The organism is Marinicauda pacifica, assembly GCF_004793635.1.
GTDB lineage: Bacteria > Pseudomonadota > Alphaproteobacteria > Caulobacterales > Maricaulaceae > Marinicauda > Marinicauda pacifica.
Genome location: NZ_SRXV01000001.1, coordinates 1,053,635 through 1,072,702, shown reverse-complemented (window position 1 = coordinate 1,072,702; position 19,068 = coordinate 1,053,635). Strand labels below are relative to the sequence as shown.

Annotated in this window: 17 protein-coding genes; 10 read left to right on the top strand and 7 right to left on the bottom strand. The window is 65.7% G+C overall.

From position 1 onward, the window contains the following. Nucleotides 1-34: 34 nt before the first annotated feature. The 5 genes from E5162_RS05150 to E5162_RS05130 form a co-directional block, all read right to left on the bottom strand. Nucleotides 35-2,239: a TonB-dependent receptor gene (locus E5162_RS05150; RefSeq protein ID WP_206751038.1), complete on the bottom strand. Its 2,205-nt coding sequence runs from the start codon at nucleotides 2,237-2,239 to the stop codon at nucleotides 35-37. Between the two features lie 381 nt (nucleotides 2,240-2,620). Then, a complete protein-coding gene (locus E5162_RS05145; RefSeq protein ID WP_135943856.1) occupies nucleotides 2,621-3,925 on the bottom strand; it encodes an MFS transporter in 1,305 nt (434 codons plus the stop codon). A gap of 79 nt (nucleotides 3,926-4,004) precedes the next feature. Next, nucleotides 4,005-5,510 carry an AMP-binding protein gene (locus E5162_RS05140; RefSeq protein ID WP_135943855.1) on the bottom strand — a complete coding sequence of 502 codons (1,506 nt, stop codon included), beginning with the start codon at nucleotides 5,508-5,510 and terminating at the stop codon, nucleotides 4,005-4,007. Nucleotides 5,511-5,519: 9 nt separating this feature from the next. Then, nucleotides 5,520-6,383, bottom strand: a complete 864-nt coding sequence (locus E5162_RS05135) for a p-hydroxycinnamoyl CoA hydratase/lyase (protein WP_135943854.1) — start codon at nucleotides 6,381-6,383, stop codon at nucleotides 5,520-5,522. Nucleotides 6,384-6,406: 23 nt separating this feature from the next. Further along, entirely contained in the window at nucleotides 6,407-7,804 is a 1,398-nt protein-coding gene (locus E5162_RS05130) for an aldehyde dehydrogenase (RefSeq protein ID WP_135943853.1), read from the bottom strand. Nucleotides 7,805-7,884: 80 nt separating this feature from the next. Here E5162_RS05130 and E5162_RS05125 point away from each other — a divergent pair, with 80 nt between their 5' ends. Next, nucleotides 7,885-8,319, top strand: a complete 435-nt coding sequence (locus tag E5162_RS05125; protein WP_158291199.1) for a MarR family winged helix-turn-helix transcriptional regulator — start codon at nucleotides 7,885-7,887, stop codon at nucleotides 8,317-8,319. A gap of 25 nt (nucleotides 8,320-8,344) precedes the next feature. On the opposite strand, the gene E5162_RS05120 is transcribed toward E5162_RS05125, so the two are convergent. After that, the gene (locus E5162_RS05120; protein ID WP_135943851.1) at nucleotides 8,345-9,103 is read right to left on the bottom strand and encodes a GntR family transcriptional regulator; all 759 of its coding nucleotides are present in this window, start codon (nucleotides 9,101-9,103) and stop codon (nucleotides 8,345-8,347) included. 133 nt (nucleotides 9,104-9,236) lie between these two features. Further along, complete coding sequence (locus tag E5162_RS05115) at nucleotides 9,237-10,481, bottom strand: LysR family transcriptional regulator (RefSeq protein ID WP_135943850.1); 1,245 nt, start codon at nucleotides 10,479-10,481, stop codon at nucleotides 9,237-9,239. A gap of 119 nt (nucleotides 10,482-10,600) precedes the next feature. On the opposite strand from E5162_RS05115, the gene E5162_RS05110 reads away from it, so the two are divergent. From E5162_RS05110 to pobA, 9 genes are read left to right on the top strand one after another with little or no spacing between them, the layout of a single operon-like run. Further along, entirely contained in the window at nucleotides 10,601-11,302 is a 702-nt protein-coding gene (locus E5162_RS05110; protein ID WP_135943849.1) for a 4-carboxy-4-hydroxy-2-oxoadipate aldolase/oxaloacetate decarboxylase, read from the top strand. A 3-nt stretch (nucleotides 11,303-11,305) separates the two neighbouring features. Beyond that, the gene (locus E5162_RS05105; RefSeq protein WP_135943848.1) at nucleotides 11,306-12,397 is read left to right on the top strand and encodes a 4-oxalomesaconate tautomerase; all 1,092 of its coding nucleotides are present in this window, start codon (nucleotides 11,306-11,308) and stop codon (nucleotides 12,395-12,397) included. Beyond that, the gene (locus E5162_RS05100; RefSeq protein WP_135943847.1) at nucleotides 12,394-13,293 is read left to right on the top strand and encodes an NAD(P)-dependent oxidoreductase; all 900 of its coding nucleotides are present in this window, start codon (nucleotides 12,394-12,396) and stop codon (nucleotides 13,291-13,293) included. Before E5162_RS05105 ends, E5162_RS05100 begins: the two co-directional genes overlap by 4 nt. Next, nucleotides 13,290-14,312, top strand: coding sequence for an amidohydrolase family protein (locus E5162_RS05095; RefSeq protein WP_135943846.1), 1,023 nt, complete (start codon nucleotides 13,290-13,292; stop codon nucleotides 14,310-14,312). Before E5162_RS05100 ends, E5162_RS05095 begins: the two co-directional genes overlap by 4 nt. Then, on the top strand, nucleotides 14,309-15,220 hold the full coding sequence (locus E5162_RS05090) for an amidohydrolase family protein (RefSeq protein WP_135943845.1): 912 nt from the start codon (nucleotides 14,309-14,311) through the stop codon (nucleotides 15,218-15,220). The genes E5162_RS05095 and E5162_RS05090 overlap by 4 nt, the downstream gene beginning before the upstream one ends. Then, nucleotides 15,217-15,621 (top strand): protocatechuate 4,5-dioxygenase subunit alpha, encoded by a 405-nt coding sequence (gene ligA / locus E5162_RS05085; protein ID WP_135943844.1) that lies wholly within the window; start codon nucleotides 15,217-15,219, stop codon nucleotides 15,619-15,621. Before E5162_RS05090 ends, ligA begins: the two co-directional genes overlap by 4 nt. Before the next feature lies 1 nt (nucleotide 15,622). After that, the gene (locus tag E5162_RS05080) at nucleotides 15,623-16,471 is read left to right on the top strand and encodes a class III extradiol dioxygenase subunit beta (protein ID WP_135943843.1); all 849 of its coding nucleotides are present in this window, start codon (nucleotides 15,623-15,625) and stop codon (nucleotides 16,469-16,471) included. Beyond that, complete coding sequence (locus E5162_RS05075; protein WP_135943842.1) at nucleotides 16,468-17,409, top strand: Gfo/Idh/MocA family oxidoreductase; 942 nt, start codon at nucleotides 16,468-16,470, stop codon at nucleotides 17,407-17,409. Before E5162_RS05080 ends, E5162_RS05075 begins: the two co-directional genes overlap by 4 nt. Further along, the gene (gene pobA, locus E5162_RS05070) at nucleotides 17,409-18,578 is read left to right on the top strand and encodes a 4-hydroxybenzoate 3-monooxygenase (protein ID WP_135943841.1); all 1,170 of its coding nucleotides are present in this window, start codon (nucleotides 17,409-17,411) and stop codon (nucleotides 18,576-18,578) included. The genes E5162_RS05075 and pobA overlap by 1 nt, the downstream gene beginning before the upstream one ends. Nucleotides 18,579-19,068: the final 490 nt, after the last annotated feature.

Genomic DNA, 19,068 nt, shown 5'->3' with positions numbered 1-19,068 from the left:
CGGCCTTCGCCTGTTCCGGTGCCTGTCCGTAACGCTAGAAGTCGAGCGTGAAGCTCAGCGTGAAGTTTCTCGGACGGGCGTTGATGACCTCGGCATAGCCTGACGACGTCGTGGTCGAGGACGTACCCGCCACCGGATAGAGTTCATCCGTCAGGTTGTGACCGTGCAGCGCCAGCCGCCAGTCGCTGCCGAGGCTCACAAGAGTAAGCGACCCGTTCACCAGCGTGACTTCATCGGCCGCGATATTCGTCGAATTGCCGGCATCGAAGAAGATGGCGTCGGTGAAGCTGACATCAATCCGCGGGATCAGCTCGAAATCGGGCGTCGGGTGGAAGGTGTAGGACGCCCCGACATGCCAGGTCCAGTCGGGCACGAAGGGCAGCTTGCTGTCCAGTGTGGCGACGGCGGTCGGATTGGTTCCGCCAACGGTCGGGTCGTTGATGCTGTCATAGCCGGCATCCAGATAGCCCATGCTGGCGTCGAGCATCAGGTCCGCGGTCGGAGACCAGGTCCATTCCAGCTCCGCACCCTCGATGGTCGCTTCACCGGCATTGAACAGCAACGGCACCACGCCCAGCCGGTAGGTGAGCTGGATATCGTCATACTTCGTGGTGAAGATCGCGCCGTTCAGGCGCATGCCGCGCGCCGGATTGGCCTTGAAGCCGATCTCGAAGGATTCCGCCGTTTCCTCGTCGAACGCGATCGGGACATTGCCTGGCGTCGCCGCGTTGTAGCGCTGGTTGAAGCCACCGCTCTTGAAGCCCTGGGCAAAGCGGAAATAGGTCATGAAAGTGTCGGTCCAGCGATACTGGATGCTGGCCGACCCTGTGAGCGAGGAGAAGCTCTGGGTGAACTCGTCGTCGGAGATGAAGAGGCAGCCGACCTGGGTCGGCGGCGGTCCGCCGAACGGGCAGAGCGTGCTCGGGATGGGCGGCTCCGGGCTGTTCACGCCGGCGACGTTGAACAGCGAACCCTGGATCGTCTTGTCCTCCTCGGTATAGCGCAGGCCGCCGCCGACGCTCAGCGCATCGGAGATGTCCCACGTCCAGTCGGTGAAGGCGGCCCAGGCCTCGGTGCCCAGATTGACGCGCTGGGTGTCGTAGGAGGTGCCCGGCGTGCCGAGCGGGACGATGAGCCGGTCGTAGGAGCTCTCGTCGAAATAGTAGACGCCCGCGACGCCGGTGACGGAGCCGAGATCGAACAGCGTCTGGAATTCCTGGCTGAACTGCTCGCTTTCACTGTCGTAATTGGTGTGCAGGACGAGCAGGGGCGTGTTGTCCGCATCGCGCGACCCGGTCCATTCCAGCGTGCGTGCCGACGTGATCGACTTCAGGGTCAGCGTGTCGGACACGTCCCATTCCGCGGTCAGCGCAAGTCCGCCATTTTCCAGCGTACTGGAGGCGGGATAGGTGCCGCCATTGGTGAACGGACCCATTTCCTGGAAATCGTTCGCGCAGCGCGGATCGTCGATCATCGGGACAGGGGTCGGTGGCGGGAAGCTGGCCCCCGGGCAGCCGCCGACCACGCTGCCGATGATCGGAAAGAGCTGGCTCTCATTGATCTCGACGAACACGAAGGGCGAGCCGTTCTCGTCTTCCTTGGAATAATCGCCGCGCAGGAGGAAGCTGACATCCGGCGAGGGTTCCCAGCGCACCGTGCCCTGAGCGGTCCAGGTGTCTTCATTGCCCAGATCGACGCCGTCAAAAGCCCGGGTGACATAGCCGTCGCGCTGGCGCGCACCGAAGGAGACGCGGCCCTCGAGTTCCTCGCTGATCGGCACGTCCAGAGCGATGAAGCCCTCGTAGAGATTGTCCTCACCGACGCCGAGACGAAGCGTGTTGCCCGCGCCCGGCTCGTTGGTGCTCATCAGGACCGCGCCACCGATCGTGTTCCGGCCGAAGAGCGTGCCCTGCGGACCGCGCAGCACCTGAACGCTGGCGATGTCGCGGAAGTCCATCGCGCCGCCCACCGAGCGGCCCATATAGACTTCGTCGATATAGATGCCCACGCCGGGATCGACGGCGGGGGTGGCGTCGGTCTGGCCGATGCCGCGGATGAAGACCTGAGCGGCCGAGTTGTTGCCGGTCAGCGTGCCGTAGGTGGCAAATTGCAGGTTCGGCACGATCTGGTCGAGTTCGACGGTATTGGTGATGCCCTGGCGCTCCAGGTCATCGGCCGAGACTGCGGTCACCGAGACCGGGACATCCTGCATGCTCTCTTCGCGGCGGCGTGCGGTCACCAGGATGGTGTCCTGCCGGGCCACCTGCGTGTCTGTCGGTGTGTCCGACGGCACGTCCTGAGCCCAGGCCGGGGCCGCGAGACAGGCCACTGTTGTGAGTAATACGAGTTTAGGACATGCGCGTCCTGCGAGCGTGAACGCTCCGTGACCCTTGCGGACCATGTTCTCCTCCCCTTTTAAGCCTGACCGGTCTTTGCCGGATTATTGCAGGCTATGCTTGCACTAAAAGCTATAAGTTATAGCAATTAAAAGCTATCGTATATAGTGATATTGAGATGCCTTCTGGAAGCGCCGGGGCTGGTGCACGCTTGCAACACCCGGGCCGATCCAGACCCGGTCCGCCATGCCTGGCAGGGCCGGGCAGCGCGTCCCGCTTCCCGGTCACGCCGCGGCTCTCGGGCGTCCGAGCATGAGCAGCGCCACCATGGCGACCAGCGATCCGCTCGCCATGATGAGCGCGACGGTCGACAATCCGAATCCCGTCTCGAACAGGAAGCCGGCCAGGATCGGCCCGAGGGCGGCGCCCCCGCGGCCCATGCCGATGGCAAATCCCGTCCCGCTCGCGCGCACCTCGGTCGGGAAGGACTGGACGAAGAGCGCGTAGAGACCCACGACGGCCGAGTTGGTGCAGAATCCGGCGACCGCCGATACCAGCGCCAGCTGGCCCAGCGTGGCCTGTCCGAGGCCGAAATAGGTCACCGTGACGAAGGCGAGGCCGAGCGCACCGATCACGAGCCAGCGCGTGTTGAACCGCACCGAAAGCAGGCCGAGCAGGAGTGAGCCTGCCATGCCGCCAATGTTCGCGGCGACCAGAACGCCTCCCGCGAGGGAGGGCGCATAGCCCAGATCGACGACGATTTTCGGGATCCATTTCAGGATGAAATAGAAGGTCATGATGTGGGCGAAATAGGCCACCGTGAGCAGCACGGTGATGCGTGCGAGCGCCGGGCTGAAAAGCTGCCTGAAGCCCTTCGCGTCCGTGCTCTCGGGGATGTCGGCCAGGCGCGAGACGGTGGCGTGGCCCATCCGGGTGAGTGTCTTGTTGATCCGTTCGAGCGCTCCGCTCGGGCGCCGCCGGTCGAGATATTCGATCGACTCCGGCAAGAGCATCGACACCAGCGGAAGGAAGAGCGCGGTGACCGCGCCGCCGAAGAAGAAGATCGCTCGCCAGTCAAATTGGGCCAGCAGGACCGAAGAGATCGACCCGCCGACAATGGCGCCCAGCGGATAACCGGCGGCCATCACCGTGACGGCGAGCGTGCGCCAGCGCGCATTGGAATACTCGGCAGCCATCGCGTTGATGCTGGCCAGCATGCCGCCAATGCCGAGTCCGGTCATCAGGCGGTAGGCGGACAATTCGGTCAGACCGTTGGCGAAGGGGACCAGGAACATGCCGGCGACCATCACGATCAGGCAGAGCTGGATGGTCGGACGCCGGCCGATCAGATCGGCGGTCCGGCCCAGCAGGACCGAGCCGACCGCCATGCCGATCAGCTCCATCGACAGGACGACGCCGAGGGCGCCGCGAGTGATGTTCCACTCCTCGGCGATGCCGGGTGCTGCGAAGCTGATCGACAGCACATCAAATCCGTCGAGGGCATTGAGCAGGACGCAGAGGGCCACGGCCACAATCTGCATCGTGCCCATGCGGGACTGGGCGAGGATCTCGCCTGGTTGCTGACTCATGTCTTCCTCCCCTTGAGCCCCGTGCGGTTCTCCGCTTTCCGGGTGATTATTCTTTAGCGGGCTGCCGGAGGCGCCCGCCTTATGCGTCTTCCATCCGCGCCAGTGCCCGTAGCTCGCCCTTCAGCACCTTGCCGGCGCCGTTGCGCGGGAGCGCGTCGACCAGGCTGACATGTTTGGGAATCTTGAACTTTGCGAGGACCGCCGAAAGCGAGGACAGGATTTCCTCACGGGCCGTCTGGCCATCGCGGTCGGCGGCAGCGTCGCCGGCCAGCGCCACGAAGAGATGCCCGACTTCGCCCCATCGCGCGTCGGGAACTCCGATCACCGCGCATTCGGTGACCAGCGGATGTCCGGCCAGAGCCGCCTCCACTTCGGCCGGGTAGACGTTCTCGCCGCCGGAGATGAACATGTCTTTCTTGCGATCGACCAGCCAGTGATAGCCCTCGGGGTCGGTACGCACGATGTCGCCGGTCCTGAACCAGCCGCCATCGACGAATGCTGCCTGGCTCTCTTCGGGCCGGCGCCAGTAGCCCGACGCGATATTGTCGCCGCGCAGCAGCAATTCCCCCGGCTCGCCGAGCGGGCACTCGCGCCCTGACTCGTCCACGATCCGGGTCTGCACGCGGGGCGTGGCCAGACCGGCCGAACCGGCCCGCTCGCGGATGAGCTGCGGATCGAGGGGCATGCCGAACACCGTGCCGGCCTCGCTCATGCCGAACCCGTCCGCGACCGGAATGCCGAAGTCCAGCCAGGCGGCGATATCGGCGGCCGGGTGGGGCGCCCCGCCGGTGAACAGCGCCGTCAGGCCCGACAGCCGCGCCGGATCGAAGCCGGGCTCCGAGCGCAAGGCGGCGGCCATCTGAGGAACGCAGAAATAATGGGTGGCGCCAATGGCCGGATCGCCCAGCCGGTCGAGCGTGCGCGCGGGAATGAAACCGTCGGACACCATGACCGTGCCGCCTCGCATGAAGGCCGGACGGATATTGGTGACCAGGCCGATGACATGGAACATCGGAGCGTCGGCCAGAAAGACGCTGTCCGGCGTGACCTGTCCGAGCAGGGAAAAGTTGATCGCGGTCTCGGCCAGATTGCGCTCGTTGAGAACCGCCCCCTTGGGCCGTCCGGACGTGCCGGACGTGTAGAGGATCAGCGAGGGTGTGTCGGGGTCGATCGGCCGGTCCGGCATGGGATCGAGGCGCGCGGCCTCGGCGGCAAGCTCGTCAAGGGCCAGACCCTCGATCTCCGCCGCGTCGAGCCGGGCGTCCCCGGTGACCAGCGCAGGCTCGCAATCGTCGAGAAGCCAGCTCAGCTCGGTCCGCGACAGGCGCCAGTTCAGCGGCACGTAGATCGCGCCGATCCGGGCGCAGGCATGGTGCAGCAACACCAGATCCACACAATTTCCAGCGATTGCCGCAACCCGTTCATCCCGGCCGACGCCGCGGGCCGCGAGGGCCGCGGCAAACCGGCCGACCGCCAGGTGGAGCTGTGCATAGGTCCAGCGGCGACCGCTCGCGAGATCGCAGGCTGCCAGCTTCCCGGGACGGAGACGGGCATTCAGCGCGATGAAGTCAGCCGCAGAGGTCATGAACCGACGTTATTTCTTCTGCCGGGAGGCGTCGTAGGACTCCAGTCCGGGCTTGTAGGCCTTCTCGTCGATGAACTGGCGAATCCCTTCCTTGCGGCCGTCACTGTCAAACGAGTTGGCCGCCTCCTGTGCGCGCACGAGATAGTCCTCGGCATTGTCGTAGGTCATTTCGCGCACGCGCCGGATCGCGTCCTTGGTGGCCTTGAGAGCGGCCGGATTCTTGCCGAGCAGGGTGTTGGCGACCTCGCTCACGCGGCTTTCCAGCGTCTCGAGCGGATGAGCTTCGTTGACGAGACCCCATTCGGCCGCCTTCCGGCCGTCGATCGGCTCGCCCATCATCGCGTGATACATGGCGTTGCGGTAGGACAGGAGTTCGGTCGCGACCTTGGTGGCGCCCCCGCCGGGCAGGATGCCCCAGTTGATCTCCGACAGGCCGAACTGGGCTTCCTCGGCGGCGAAGGCCAGGTCGCAGGCGAGGAGAGGGCCGTAGCCGCCGCCGAAACACCAGCCATTGACCATCGCGATGGTCGGCTTCTGGTACCAGCGCAGCCGGCGCCACCAGCCATAGGCTTCGCGCTGGGTCCGGCGAACCGCGCCCAGGCCCTGCGCCTCGGTCTCGCGGAAATACTCCTTCAGGTCCATGCCGGCCGACCAGGCGCTACCCTCGCCGGTCAGAACGAGCACGCCGACATCGTCGCGGAACTCCAGCTCTTCGAGCACGCGCAGCATCTGCCGGTTCAGTTTCGGATTCATGCAGTTGCGCTTCTCGGGGCGATTGAACTTCACCCAGGCGATCCGACCCTTCACCTCATAGGCGACCGTGTCCGCTTCAGCTTGCTGTGAAGCCGCATCGGCTTTTCTTGCCTCAGTCATTTTTTCTTGTCCTCGAATGTTGTTCAGATCGGGTAGTGGCCCGGTTGTGTTTCCATGGTGATCCAGCGCAGTTCGGTAAATTCGGCGATGCCCGCCTTGCCGCCGAACCGGCCGTAGCCGGACGCGCCGACGCCGCCGAAGGGCATTTGCGGTTCATCGTGGACCGTGGGGCCGTTGACATGGCAGATGCCGGACCGGATGCGCCGGGCGACGCCCAGACCGCGCGCCGTGTCGCGGGTGAAGACGGCGGCCGACAGGCCGTATTCGGTATCGTTGGCGAGGCGGATCGCGTCCTCCTCGTCCTTTGCGCGAATGATCCCGACCACGGGGCCGAAGCTCTCGTCGCGGTAGAGGTTCATGGCGTCGGTCACGCCGTCGACGACCGTGGCCGGCATCAGCACGCTATCGGCCTTGCCGCCGGCCAGAATCCGGGCGCCCTTGCCCTCGGCGTCGGAGATCAGGCTGTTGACCGTATCGACCGTCTTGCGATCGACCACAGCGCCGAGCGGGGTGTTGCCCTCGCGCGGATCCCCGGTGGCCATGGACCTGGCCTTGTCGGCAAAGCGCGAAGCGAACTCGTCGGCGACGGCGTCGACGACAATGATCCGCTCGGTCGACATGCAGATCTGACCTTGATTCATGAAGGCCCCGAACGCGGCCGCCTTGACGGCCTCGTCAAGGTCGGCATCCTCGAGAACGAGCAGCGGCGCCTTGCCGCCGAGTTCGAGAAGAACGGGCTTGAGGTGTTCGGCCGCGCGCTTGGCGATGATACGGCCGACCGACGTCGATCCCGTGAAATTGATCCGCCGGATGGCGGGATGATCGATCAGGGCGCCGACGATCTCGGCCGCATTCTCTGGAGCATTGGTGACGACATTGACCGTTCCCTCAGGAAAGCCGGCCTCGGCAAAGGCTTCGACGATCAGCTCGTGGGTCCGCGGACAGGTCTCGGAGGCCTTGAGGACAACAGAATTGCCGCACGCTAGCGGAACGGCGATCGCGCGGACGCCGAGAATGATCGGCGCGTTCCAGGGCGCGATGCCGAGAATGGGCCCGACCGGCTCGCGCAACGCCATGGCCAGGCAGCCCGGCTTGTCGGACGGGATGACCTCGCCGCCGATCTGGGTCGTGATCGAGGCGGCCTCGCGCACCATCCCCGCCGCGAGCATCAGGTTGAACCCGGCCCAGCCGGCGGTCGCGCCAATTTCCCCCATCATGGCCTCGACGAACGCGTCCTTGCGAGCTTCCAGAGCCTCGGCCGCCTTCATCAAAACGGCACGGCGGGCATTCGGTCCCATGGCGGCCCAGAGAGGGAAGGCGGCCTGTGCGCGGTCGGCCACCGCACGCGCGTCCGCGGCAGTCATCGCGGCGGCACGACTGGCGACTTGCCCAGTCACCGGATTGACGCGTTCAAATTTCATTGCGTACTTCCTCCCCTAATGCCGTTTTGATTGCTATGATATATAGCTTTTTTTCGCTGATGCCACAACAAGAACCAGATATGCAAGCCCCACTGCGCGATCCTCTCAAGAATTTTGTCGGCTACGCTCTGCGCCGCGCGTCCTCGCTGGAGATGGCGAACCTCTCCAATCAGCTTGCCCAGCTCGATCTGCGGCCGACCGAAGGGTCGGTTATCGTGATCGTGCAGGCCAATCCCGGCATCCGGCAAAGCGATATCGGACGGATGCTCGATATCGCCAGCGCCAACATGACGCCACTCATCGCACGGCTCGATAGCCGCGGCCTGATCCTGCGCAAACGCAAGGACGGGCGGTCGCAGGGCCTGCGCCTGACCGAGGAGGGTATGCGCCTGGCCACACAGGCCCTGGCGGAAATGGAGAAGCACGAACGCGAGATGATGGCGCGCGTGCCCGAGGCGATGCGCGAGCCGCTCGTCAGCGCCCTGCAATCGATCTGGCGCGAACAGCCCGAATAAACGCGCATAGAGCCGTAGCGCGCGGCTACTCGCTGTCGGACTGCGATCCGGTCTCGCGGCGCAGGAGCGCCGCGCCCGGCACCTGACCCAGCAGATCGCTGCGACTCAGGGCCGTTGTCAGATTGCGCCGGGCCAGGCGCGCATGTTCGCGCGCCAGCGCTTCAGCGCGCGCCCCTTCGCCCTGGACGATCGCTTCGAGGATGAGGCGATGCTGGATCTGACCGTACTTCAGAATTTCGGCCTCCTCCTCGGCTTCGACGCCGACGAGGACAAAGGCGTTGGGCGAGGCGAAGGGAAGGGATTCGATATGCGCCATGGAGCGGCGGATCATCGTGCTGTCAGCCGCGTCCAGGAGCTGGCTGTGAAACGCCTCGTTCAGTTCGATATAGGGCTCCAGCCGGTCGGCCGGGTCGCGGGAGCGCACGACTTCATCCAGGGCCTCCACTGTCCTGCGCATGGCTGCCAGCGCCTCGGGCGAGGGGCGTCTTTCCGCTGCAAGCCGGGCCGCCATACCCTCCAGGCCGCCGCGAATTTCGATGGCGTCCTGCACATCCTCGGCGGAGAAGTCCTGCACGCGAAACCCGCCGCCGGGCAGGGTTTCCAGAAAGCCCTCGTGTTCGAGCATGGTCAGGGCCAGACGCACCGGGGTCCGCGAAATGCCCAGCTTGTCGACCACGGCGAGTTCGGACACGCGCTGGCCGGGGGCGAAGACGCCGGTGAGAATGAATTCGCGCAGTTTCAGGAGCGCCTGGATTTGCTGACGCGACCGCCGGGCGGGCTTCATGACCGGTGTCCGGCCCGGCATGCCTGCCGCAGCGTCCCCTCAGCGGGACCGGCAGTCGTGCCGGTGTCGTGAAAATTGTTCATCAAGGGCCCCCTGGCGACCATGAGAGATGCATACTGCGTTGCGGGCGTCTTCAAAACCCTGCCTTCCCATGGCCGAACGTCTCCGCCGCCAGCCGGCGGACGGCACCCATGAGCGTGGACTGGGCCTGCGTCGGGCGCCAGTCGGCCCGGTAGGTCAGGCCGATCGCCCGCGATATGCGGCCTGCGGGATGCGGCCGGGAGACGAGCATGCCGGCGGCGCGCTCCAGCACGATCTGGGCGTTGGAGAGCAGCATCAGCCGGTCGCTCTCCATGAGCAGGATGCGCGCGGCGTTCAGCGAGCTGCATTCGACAATGTCGGACGGCGGCGCCAGCCCCGCGCCCGCGAACAGGTCGACGAAGTGGGCATGAAGCGGCGCTGCGCTGCGTGGGGCGACCCAGGGATAGGCCGTCAGCAGGTGCGGCGGGACCTCGGCCTGCGCGGCCAGCTTGTGTCCGGCCCGCATGACGATGGACAGCACATCGTCGAAGAGCGGTTCTTCGACGAGTTCCCTGGCGGGCAGATCCTCGCGCATGGCGCCGATGAGGAAATCGATCTCGCCGCGGCGCAGCCCGAGCAGCAGGGATTCGTACGGACCTTCGAGGATCGAGACCCTGTGGCCGGCATGGTCTTGCGTGAACACGCTGACGGCCTTGGGCAGAAGATAGCTGCGCGCGAGCGGCATGGCGCCGACGACGGTCCGGCCCGTCTCTCCGCCGCCCAGCGCGGCAATCTCCGCGCCGGCCTGGTCCAGCTCGTGCCGGTAGAGCCGGGCGTGGCGCGCGAACGCCTCCGCGATCCGGGTCGGGCGCACCCCGAAACTGGTGGTCTCGAAAAGGGAGGTGCCGACGACACGCTCCAGCTCCCGCAGGGATTTGTGCAGCGAGGCGCGGCTCACCCCGACAGCCCGGGAGGCCAGGACAAACGAGCCTTGCTGCACGATTGCGGTCAGCGCTTCGAGCTGTGCCGAGGTGGTATGGCTGTGCAGGGGCGCCGCGCGCCTCGAGAGTATCGAGTCGGCCGCATCGAGATGGCGAAAGGCGCGCTCCAGGCGGCCCGCCAGCACGTCTCCCGCGCTGGTCGGGGCGACGCCGCCCTTGCCCCGGCGCAGCAGGCTGGCTCCGAAGCGTTCCTCCAGATTATGGATCGCCTGGCTGGCGGCTGGCTGGGTGATGTGCATCTCCCCGGCCGCGCGCGAAATCATGCCTGTTCGCGCAGCAGCCAGAAAAACACGCAAATGGCGCAGGTTGAGAGGTTTTTCCCGCATATCGGGCTCGGTTTCCGCCGCCGGTTTCACGCCCGCTCCTCCTGCTCGTGGGTCACGTGTGTCAACTAATACTTATATTGCAGAACAAATATCAATTGGCCTTGCAGACCGCCTCACCGGATGATGGAGAAAACCGGGAGGACATCGCGATGGGCGAAACCGTCGTCGTTCGCAATATCAAACGCACCGAGCCTGAAACCGTGGATGCTTTCCGCGCCGGCGGTTACGGGGTGGCGACCGTGCACGAGGCGCAGGGCCGCAAGGGCCTGCTCGGCCCGCATATGCGCCCGATCTATACCGGCGCACATGTCACCGGCCCGGCCGTGACCGTCTCTATCCCGCCCTGCGATAACTGGATGATCCATGTCGCGGTCGAACAGTGCCAGCCTGGAGATGTGCTCGTCGTCGCGCCCACCTCTAGCTCGGATGCCGGTTATTTCGGAGACCTGCTGGCCGGCTCGCTGATGGCGCGCGGGGTGAAGGGCCTCATCATCGATGCGGGCGTGCGCGATGTGGCGGATCTAAGGACGATGGAGTTTCCGGTCTGGTCCAGGGCCGTTCATGCCCAGGGCACGGTCAAGGAGACGCTGGGCAGCGTGAACAGACCCGTCGTGTGCGCGGGCGCCCTCGTGCGGCCCGGCGATCTGATCGTCGCCGACGATGACGGCGTGTGCGTCGTCGCCCGCGAGGAGGCCGCCGGCGTGCTGGAGAAATCCAGGGCGCGCGAGGAGAAGGAGGCCGCGGTGCGCGAACGGCTCAATGCCGGAGAGCTGGGGCTGGACGTCTACGCCATGCGCGACCGGCTCGCGGCGAAAGGCCTGGTCTATGTCGACCAGGAGGAGGACTCCTAGGCCATGCAACGCGCTATCGCGGCCACATTGATGCGCGGCGGCACCTCGAAGGGGCTGTATTTCGCCGCCGACGACCTGCCGGGCGACATCGCGGTGCGCGACCGCGTGCTGCTGGCCGCGATGGGCTCGCCCGATCCGCGTCAGATCGACGGGGCCGGGGGAGGCCATCCGCTCACGAGCAAAGTGGCCGTGCTTTCCCCGTCCACGCGCGAGGATGCGGATATCGACTATCTCTTCCTGCAGGTCGCTGTGGACCGGGCCGAGGTCTCGGGCACGCAGAATTGCGGCAATATTCTCGCCGGTGTCGGACCCTGGGCGATCGAGAACGGGCATGTCCCCGCGCAGGACGGCACCACGCCGGTCCGCATTCACATGGTCAATACCGGCGGCATTGCGGTGGCCCATATCGCGACACCGCAGGGCAAGGTGGAATACGCGGGCGATGCGCGGATCGACGGCGTGCCGGGGACCGCTGCAGCGATTGCGCTTGAATTTCTCGATATCGCCGGGGCATCGTGCGGCGCGCTCCTGCCCACCGGCCAGGTCGTCGACGAGGTCGACGGCGTGCGCGCGACCTGCATCGATCACGGCATGCCCGTGGTCATCCTGGACGCGGCGCAATTCGGCAAGACCGGGGCGGAAAGCCCGCAGGAGCTCGAAGCGGATACAGAGCTGAAGGCCCGGATCGAGGCGCTCCGGCTGGAGCTGGGCCGGCGCATGACTCTCGGCGATGTGACGAACAAGACCGTGCCCAAGATGTGCCTGGTGTCCGCGCCGCGCGAGGGCGGGGTCATTGCAACGCGAACCTTTATCCCGCACCGCGTGCACGAGGCGATTGGCGTGCTGGGAGCCGTCAGCGTGGCCACGGCCTGCATGCTGCCGGGCTCAGTCGCGGCGGAGATTGCCGACATTGAGGCGGGCGACGGCGAGCGGCGCCTGAACGTGGAGCATCCAACCGGCTTCTTCACGGTCGATATAGACGTGTCCACGGCCGGCGGCACGGTCGAGGTCCGCCGCGCCGCCCTGCTGCGCACCGCCCGGCTCCTGATGCGCGGCGACATCTTCATTCCTGCCAGCGTGTGGAGCGCACCATGACGGGGGAGGGCGATACCGTTCTGCTGGGCTTCGGCGAGGTGGGCCAGATTCTCGGCGCGGACATTGCCGGGCGCGGCGCTGCTCTGACCGCGTACGACATCGCTTTCGATGATCCGGCCAGCGCGCCGGCGCGCGCAGCCCGGGAGTCCTCGCGCGTCGAGCCGGCCCCCAGCGCGGACGCTGCCGCCGCGAGGGCCGGCCTGATCGTGTCCGCGGTGACGGCCGAAGCCGCCCTGGAGGCGGCCCGTTCGGTCGCCGGATCGCTGCGTCCCGGCGCGGTCTATCTCGACCTCAACTCGGCTTCACCCGGCACGAAGCGCGAGGCCGCATCGCTGATCGAGGCGGCTGGCGGGCAATATGTGGAGGCTGCGGTGATGAGCCCGGTCCCGCCCAAGCGCCTCGCCACGCCGATCCTGCTCGGAGGACCGCACGCGCGGAGCTTCATGCCGGTCGCGCAATCGCTCGGCTTCTCGGCCATGACCGTCTTCTCCGCGGAGCTCGGGAAGGCCTCGGCCGCGAAGATGTGCCGGTCTGTCGTGGTGAAGGGGATGGAGGCGCTGCTGCTCGAGGCCCTGGTGACGGCCCGTCATCACGGGCTGGAAGACACGGTACTCAAATCGCTCGACGATCTCTTCCCGGGCCCGGACTGGCCGGAGCTGGCGCGCTACATGATTTCGCGCTCGCTCGAGCACGGGCGCCGCCGGGCCGAGGAAATGCGCGAAGCGGCCCGGACCGTGAACGAAGCGGGACTGGAACCGCTCATGAGCTCCGCCGCAGCAGAACGCCAGGCGCGCGCCGGCGCGCTGACCGAACAGCCCGACTATCAGGATCTGGATGCCATGCTCGACGCACTGACGCAGGCGGCCCGCCGGGCCAAGCTGGAGGCAGCCCAATGATCATCGACTGTCATGGTCATCAGACCCTCGTGCCCAAGGCCCATCTCGCGTTTCGCGACGCGCAGATGGCGCGGCTGGAAGACCCGAGCCTGCCGCGCCCGCCGCAGCCGGAGATGAGCGACGACGAGATCCGCGAGATCATCGAGGCCAACCAGCTCAAACTTCTCCGCGAGCGCGGCGGCGACATGACGATCTTCTCGCCGCGCGCCTCGAAGATGGAGCCCCATGTCGGCGATGGCGAGACGGCCCGCGACTGGTCGCGCGCCTGCAACAATCTGATCCACCGGGTGGCCGGCCTCTATCCGGACGCCTTTGCCGGCGTGTGCATGCTGCCCCAGCGCCCGGGCGCGCCGCTGGATGACGCGATCGAGGAACTCGAGCGCTGCGTGAACGAGCTCGGCTTCGTGGGGTGCAATCTCAACCCCGACCCGTCGGGCGGGCACTGGAATGCGCCGCCCCTGACGGACCGCTACTGGTATCCGATCTACGAAAAGATGGTGGAGCTCGAAGTCCCGGCGATGATCCATGTCTCCGGATCGTGCAACCAGGCCTTCCACGCGACGGGCTCCTACTACATCGCCGCCGATACCAACGCCTTCATGCAATTTCTGGAAGGCGACCTGTTTGCCGACTTCCCGGAGCTGAAATTCATCATCCCCCACGGCGGAGGGGCGGTGCCGTATCACTGGGGCCGCTATCGCGGGCTGGCCGACATGCTGGGGCGTCCCCCGCTCGGCGAGCACGTGATGAAGAACGTCTATTTCGACACATGCGTCTATCACCAGGCGGGCATCGACTGCCTGTTCGAGGTCATCGATATCGACAACATCCTGTTCGGTTCGGAAATGGTCGGGGCCGTGCGCGGGATCGACCCGGAGACGGGCCATTATTTCGACGATACGCGGCGCTATGTCGACGCGCTCGACCTCTCCGAGGCCGATGCGCTCAAGGTCTTCGAAGGCAATGCGCGCCGCGTCTATCCGCGTCTCGACCGGGCGTTGAAAGCGAGGGGCAAATGACCCGCACCGCGGCTTTCGAGAAAACGCCGGGATGGCTCGACTGGCATAGCAATCCCAAGACGCCTGATTTCACGCCGCCGCCCGGCGCGGTCGACGCGCATTGCCATGTCTTCGGTCCCGGCGACGAGTTCCCGTTCGCGCCGGAGCGCAAATACACGCCCTGCGACGCCTCCAAGGATCAGCTTTTCGCCCTGCGCGACCATCTCGGATTTTCGCGCAATGTGATCGTGCAGGCGACCTGCCACGGGGCCGACAACAGCGCGGTGATCGACGCGATCGCGCATTCGCACGGCAAGGCGAAGGGAATTGCCTCGATCAAGCCGGCCATTACCGACGCGGAGCTCGCCGCGCTCGATGCCGGCGGGATCAAGGGCGTGCGCTTCAACTTCGTCAGGCGCCTGGTCAATCCGCTGCCCCCGGAGGTTCTGCGCGAGCTGGTGGGGCGCATCGCCCCGCTGGGCTGGCATATCGTTGTGTATTTCGAGGCTGCGGACCTGCCCGGCCTGTACGATTTTCTGGCGGACCTGCCGGTGATCGCCGTGGCCGATCACATGGGCCGTCCCGATGTGTCCCAGCCGCTGGATGCGCCGGGTTTCGAACTCTTCCTGCGCCTGATGCGCGAGAGCGCGCATATCTGGGCGAAGGTCAGCGGGGCCGAACGCCTCTCCCAGTCCGGTCCGCCGGGATATGACGACTTCGTCCCGTTCGCGCGCCGCGTGGTGGAACGCTTCCCCGACCGTGTGCTCTGGGGCACAGACTGGCCGCATCCTAACCTGAAATCGCACATGCCCGACGATGGCGCGCTGGTCGATCTGCTGCCGCGCATCGCGCCGACGCCCGAGCTCCAGCGCAAGCTGCTGGTGGACAATCCGATGCGGCTCTACTGGCCCGAGGAGGTCAAGACATGACAACCGATATTCACGACTATCTCGCGGAGTTCGAGGATATCCCCGGCACGCGGGTCTACACGACGAAGCGGGCGCGCCAGGGCTATTGGCTCAACCAGTTCGCGATGAGCCTGATGAAGGCGGAAAACCGCAAGCGCTGGCTGGCCGACGAGGAAGCCTATATCGCCGACTGGCCGGTGACCTCCGAACAGAAAGAGGCACTGCTCGCGCGCGACTATAACCGCATGCTCGATCTGGGCGGCAACATCTACTATCTCGCCAAGATTTTCTCGACGGACGGCAAGTCCTTCGTCGAGGCGGTCTCGACCATGACCGGCATGTCGGTCGACGAATACAAGGCGATGATGCAGGCCGGCGGACGGTCGCCGGACGGCGTGCGCTCCATCCGGGAGGGTCGCTGACATGGCCAGGCTGACCGCAGGCATCGCGACAAGCCACATCCCGCTTCTGGGCGTGGCGATCGATCAGGGCAAGACGGAAGAAGACTACTTCAAGCCGATCTTTGCCGGCTATGAGTGGACGAAGGACTGGATCGCCCGGCCCGAGAACCGGCCCGATGTGGTCATCCTGGTCTATAACGACCACGCCTCCGCCTTCGATATGAACCTCATTCCCACCTTTGCGATCGGGTGTGCGGACAGCTTCCAGCCGGCCGACGAGGGCTGGGGCCCGCGCCCGGTTCCTGTCGTCGAGAACGATGCGGACTTTGCCTGGCATATCGCCCAGAGCTGCATTCTCGACGAGTTCGACATGACCATCATCAACAAGATGGATGTGGATCACGGCCTGACCGTGCCGCTCTCCGTCATGTTCGGCCAGCCGGAGGCCTGGCCGGTCAAGGTGGTGCCCGTCGCGGTCAATGTGGTGACCTATCCGGTCCCTTCAGGCAATCGCTGCTGGAAGCTGGGCGAGGCGATCGCCCGGGCCGTGGCGCGCTATCCCGAAGACCTCAACGTCCAGATCTGGGGCACGGGCGGCATGAGCCACCAGCTGCAGGGACCGCGGGCCGGGCTCATCAACCGGGAATGGGACACCCGCTTCCTCGACGACCTGACCGCCGACCCGGAGCGGCTGCGTCATATCGAACATATCGAATACCTGCGCGAGACCGGCTCGGAAGGCATCGAGATGGTCATGTGGCTCATCATGCGCGGCGCGCTCCAGGGCCGGGTGCGCGAACTGCACCGCCACTATCACGTGCCGGGATCGAATACGGCCGTAGGACACATCGTACTGGAGAATGACCAATGAAACTTGCACTCGCAGGCGCCGGAGCCTTTGGCGAAAAGCACCTTGACGGGCTGAAGAAGATCGACGGCGTCGAGGTCGTCAGCCTGGTCGACCGTACCCAGGAAAAAGGCCGGGAAATCGCGGAGAAATACGGGATCGGCCACGTCACGACCGACCTCGACGAGACGCTCGCGCGAGACGATGTCGATGCCGTCATCCTGTGTACGCCCACCCAGATGCATGCCGCGCAGGCGATTGCGTGCATGGAGGCGGGCAAACATGTGGAGGTGGAGATTCCGCTGGCCGACAGCTGGGCCGACGCCCAGGCCGTGATGGCCAAGCAGAAGGAGACCGGGCTGGTCTGCATGGTCGGCCACACGCGCCGCTTCAATCCCTCCCACCAATGGGTCCACAACAAGATCAAGGCCGGAGACTTGTCCATCCAGCAGATGGACGTGCAGACCTTCTTCTTCCGCCGCACCAACACCAATGCCAAGGGCGAGCCGCGCAGCTGGACCGATCACCTTCTCTGGCACCATGCCGCGCACACGGTCGATCTCTTCCAGTACCAGACGGGCGAGGCGGTCACGGTCGCCCAGGCCGTGGAGGGGCCGCCCCATCCCGAACTCGGCATCGCCATGGACATGTCGATCCAGCTGAAAACGGAAAGCGGGAAGATTTGCACCCTGTCCCTGTCCTTCAACAATGACGGGCCGCTGGGAACCTTCTTCCGCTACATCTGCGATAATGGAACCTATATCGCCCGCTATGACGATCTGGTGACCGGGCGCGAAGAGGCAATCGACGTCTCCGATGTCGACGTCTCGATGAACGGGATCGAGTTGCAGGATCGCGAATTCGTCGCCGCCATCCGCGAGGGCCGCGAGCCGAACAGCTCCGTCGCCAAGGTCCTGCCCTGCTACGAAACGCTCTACCGGCTCGAAGAAGGCATGAAGTGATGAAGACCGACGTCGTCATTGTCGGCGCCGGTCCGGCCGGGTTGATGCTGGGGCACCTGCTGATGCAGGCCGGCATCGACGTGGTCCTCCTGGAGCGCAAATCGGCCGATTACGTGCTGTCGCGCATCAGGGCAGGGGTGCTGGAGCAGACGACCGTCGACGTGATGGACCAGCTTGGCCTCGGCGAGCGCATGCATGGCGAAGGCCTTGCCCATGACGGCTTCTACCTCGCCGACGGCGACCGGTTGATCCATATCGACCTGCAGGGCCTGACCGGGCATGGCGTCATGGTCTACGGCCAGACCGAGGTCACTCGCGACCTGATGGACGCAGCGGGAAGCCGCGGGCTGGAGATCGTCTACGAGGCGGAGGATGTGGCGCTTCACGATCTCGACAGCGAGCATCCCGCGGTCACCTATCGAGCCGGCGGCGAGACGCACCGGCTGGACGCCCGCTTCATCGCGGGCTGCGACGGCTTCCACGGCGTGTCTCGCCAGTCAGTGCCCGACGCGGCCGGCAAGACGTTCGAGCGCGTCTATCCGTTCGGCTGGCTGGGCATCCTGGCCGATGTGCCGCCCTGCAATGACGAGCTGATCTACGCCAATCACGAAAACGGGTTTGCGCTGGCGTCCATGCGCTCGCGCACCCGCAGCCGCTACTATATCCAGGTCGCTCTCGACGACCGGCCGGAGAACTGGCCCGAAGAGCGGCTGTGGGACGAGCTGGACCTGCGCCTCGGGCCGGAGGCCGCAGCACGCATCACGCGCGGCCCGGCGCTGGAGAAATCGATCGCGCCGCTGCGCTCCTTCGTCTTCGAACCCATGCGCTATGGAAGCCTGTTCCTGGCCGGCGACGCCGCGCACATCGTACCCCCGACCGGCGCGAAAGGACTCAACCTGGCCTCGTCCGATGTGGCCTATCTGTCGCGAGCGCTCATCGCCTGGTTCAAGCAGAATGACGCGGCCGGGGTGGAGGCCTATTCGAGCACCGCGCTGGCCCGGGTCTGGAAATCGGAACGCTTTTCCTGGACCCTGACCAATCTGATGCACCGCTTTCCCGACAGCGGGCCATTCGGGCGCAAGATGCAGCTGGCCGAACTGGACTACATCGCCTCGTCCAGAGCGGCCCAGACCACCATCGCCGAAAACTATATCGGCCTGCCCCTGTGATCAGTGGCGCACAAGCCGGCATCCCAACCTGAGCCTGCATCGCCGGAAGGCCTGCACACGCGCAGACTTCGCGGGCAAGCCATCGAGGCGCGCCAAAACGCGCCGCACTGAATAGCTTACTTCGGATAATGCGGCTTCAAGGTCCATCACAGCCTTCACGCTTCATCGCACCAGCCCGGCTGCGTTCGATCAATGCGTGAGAAGGGCGGGTGTTGATTCGATGGATTCTGCCGGGGATGAGGCCGGCGTGAGGGTTTGCCGTCCATAAACGCGCCGATCATTATCCGTCGATAACGAGGCCAGCTTTTTGTCGGGGTGCCAGCTAATCTAGCTGGAGCCTTCCGTGGGACGACGACCCATCCCGCTCCACGCCCCTGGATTACTTTCGTCTCTCACGCGCGTGCCTTAACGTACTGATTGGCGGAATTTCGACAGCGTTACGCGCACGCGCGCTAGAATGGCGGCGACCGAGGCCCCGCGAAGCCCTCCT